Here is a 2,467-nt window from a genome sequence, read left to right as displayed (position 1 = left end):
TTTCAGCAGGATGTGATTATTGTAGCCGTGGGCTACTATATTCGTTATAACCTTATCCACGGTGTTCAAGAAGCAACTCCTCAGCAATAAGCGCTAGATTTCCAAAATATGAGAAACTATTTTAGAAATCTAGTTCTTATTTGCTCGGAGCTGGACGCTTCTTTCACAACCTCTATCCTCGATCTTTTTGGTCATACACTTCTTTGACGTTGATAAATTGATCAAGTATTGGATTTTCTCCTTTTAGGTCAGCTTCGAAACGGATACCGTCAATATTGATTCTGGCGTTACGGTAGTAGTCAGTTCCTAGTTGTCCCCATGCAGGAGTTGAGGCATCGACATTGCAGAAGATATCAAATCCTTGTTGTTTCAAGTAAGCAAATTTTTGATTTGCTTCAGAATAAGGTTGCCAATCGCTGATGTCAGCGCCAAATGGGTAGATCAAAATATTTGTTTTGCCTAAAATAGGTGCAACTTCATTTTGCCAACGTTCATTATCTTGTTGGATATCGGCTAAAGAAGCTTGTGTCATATTCAAGTGTCCCCAAGTATGAGAAGCAAAACTCCAACCATCTTTCTTTAATTGATCAGCAACTTTTTTGGCTGCTTCGATTTCTTTGTTTGTTTTTTCGTTATCACCATATTCTGATTTTGATGTACGGTAACCTAATACACCATTATAGCCTGTTAAAGCTAATGTTCCTTTGGCGCCTTGATAAGAAAAATCGGGATGTTTTTTAATGAATGAATCGATCAATGGAACCATATCATAGTCACCAACAGTTTCCTTCTTATTGTCGATATAAATATTCTTGATTTGGTTCTGTTTATCGACAATCAACTTACTTGGAAATCCTGAATTGTCCATGTATTCATAATAGCTGACATCGTCTTGCGAAAGAATTAACGGTTTCTTTCCTTCTGGAAGAGAAACACCTGTAAAGGTCAGTTTTCCATCTGTTCCTTTTTTGACTAATCCATTTAGATTAACAAGAACATAGTTATTTTTATATAACTGATCAATGGTTTTATTGAATTCGGAAATAGTGACCATATAATCTTTATACCCTTGTGCTTGCTGGGTATGAAAAGCCTTAGCTGGATCAACAATCAGACTATGAAAGAAGACGTGTGAGATTTTGGTCGGGTCTTCCCATTTTACCAAGGATTCTTTTTCTTTTTTCAAAGTTGCTAACAATTGTTGCGCTTCTTTGGCGTCGTCTTTTTCAAGTAAGGCGATGGCTTCATCATAATGATAACTTGCAGCAAGCTGTTTTGCTTGATCAAGCTGTTTCGTCGTTTGTTTATCTTCAACAGGTTTTGAGCTGCTGCTTGAGTGTTGAGTTGTTTGACTAGTGTTTTCTAATTTATTGTTTGTTACTGCTTGTGTAACAAAAAAGATACTTACACCTAGAATAATAACAGTGCATACAGAAGTGACAGCCAATATGATTTTGTGTGTATGTTTCATTTTATCGTCCCCTACTACTTTTTGATTTCAAAAATCCCCGTAAGCTTTTCTTAACCTTTTGAAAAACTTCCCATAACCATTGTAACGAATATAGGGTTCTGTTGCAAAGTTTTAAATCTACTATCAAATAAGGTAGAATAATAGAAAAAGATAGCAGGAGGAATGACGATGAATCATTTTAAAGAAAAGCAATTTCAGCAGGATGTGATTATTGTAGCCGTGGGCTACTATCTTCGTTATAACCTTAGCTATCGTGAAGTTCAAGAAATCTTATATGATCGTGGCATTAACGTTTCTCATACGACGATTTATCGTTGGGTACAAGAATATGGCAAACTACTCTATCAAATTTGGAAAAAGAAAAATAAAAAATCCTTTTATTCATGGAAAATGGATGAAACGTACATCAAAATCAAAGGTCGTTGGCATTATCTCTATCGTGCAATTGATGCGGATGGATTGACTTTAGACATCTGGCTACGCAAGAAACGGGATACTCAAGCTGCTTATGCGTTCTTGAAACGACTACATAAACAGTTTGGTCAACCAAGAGTAATTGTCAAGGATAAAGCGCCCTCTATTGGTTCTGCATTTAGAAAGTTACAGAGTAACGGTTTATATACTAAGACAGAGCATCGAACCGTGAAGTATCTCAATAACCTCATTGAGCAAGACCATCGACCAATCAAACGACGCAATAAATTTTATCGAAGTCTACGAACTGCCTCAACCACGATTAAGGGCATGGAAACAATTCGAGGAATATACAAAAAGAACCGAAGAAATGGAACGCTCTTCGGATTTTCGGTATCTACTGAGATTAAGGTCTTAATGGGAATATTAGATTAAGAACAAGAAGGATTATAAACCTTGTATTTGATTTTTAAACTTTGCAACAGAACCAATTATATGATTGAGAGCTTCTTAATTTTTTACGGACTTTTCATACTTTGTTTTTGACAAGTTTACTTATATCTTTAACAAGTTTGCTTATAT

The 2,467-nt window shown here is 35.8% G+C and carries 2 protein-coding genes; one reads left to right on the top strand and one right to left on the bottom strand.

Annotated elements, in window-relative coordinates:
• Window positions 1-172 precede the first annotated feature (172 nt).
• Window positions 173-1,471 (bottom strand): polysaccharide deacetylase family protein, encoded by a 1,299-nt coding sequence (locus ABT186_RS47475; protein WP_014017385.1) that lies wholly within the window; start codon window positions 1,469-1,471, stop codon window positions 173-175.
• Window positions 1,472-1,639: 168 nt separating this feature from the next.
• Here ABT186_RS47475 and ABT186_RS47470 point away from each other — a divergent pair, with 168 nt between their 5' ends.
• The gene (locus tag ABT186_RS47470) at window positions 1,640-2,320 is read left to right on the top strand and encodes an IS6 family transposase (protein WP_351763757.1); all 681 of its coding nucleotides are present in this window, start codon (window positions 1,640-1,642) and stop codon (window positions 2,318-2,320) included.
• Window positions 2,321-2,467: the final 147 nt, after the last annotated feature.

The sequence above is a fragment of the Streptomyces sp. NPDC001634 genome (assembly GCF_040298185.1).
In the GTDB taxonomy this organism is placed as follows: Bacteria; Actinomycetota; Actinomycetes; order Streptomycetales; family Streptomycetaceae; genus Streptomyces.
Note: the sequence above shows the minus strand (reverse complement) of the source record. Positions and strands in the feature narration are given on the sequence as shown.

Coding starts and splice junctions, on each gene's coding strand:
- ABT186_RS47475 (WP_014017385.1), bottom strand. CDS start 1,471: ATGAAACATACACACAAAATCATATTGGCTGTCACTTCTGTATGCACT.
- ABT186_RS47470 (WP_351763757.1), top strand. CDS start 1,640: ATGAATCATTTTAAAGAAAAGCAATTTCAGCAGGATGTGATTATTGTA.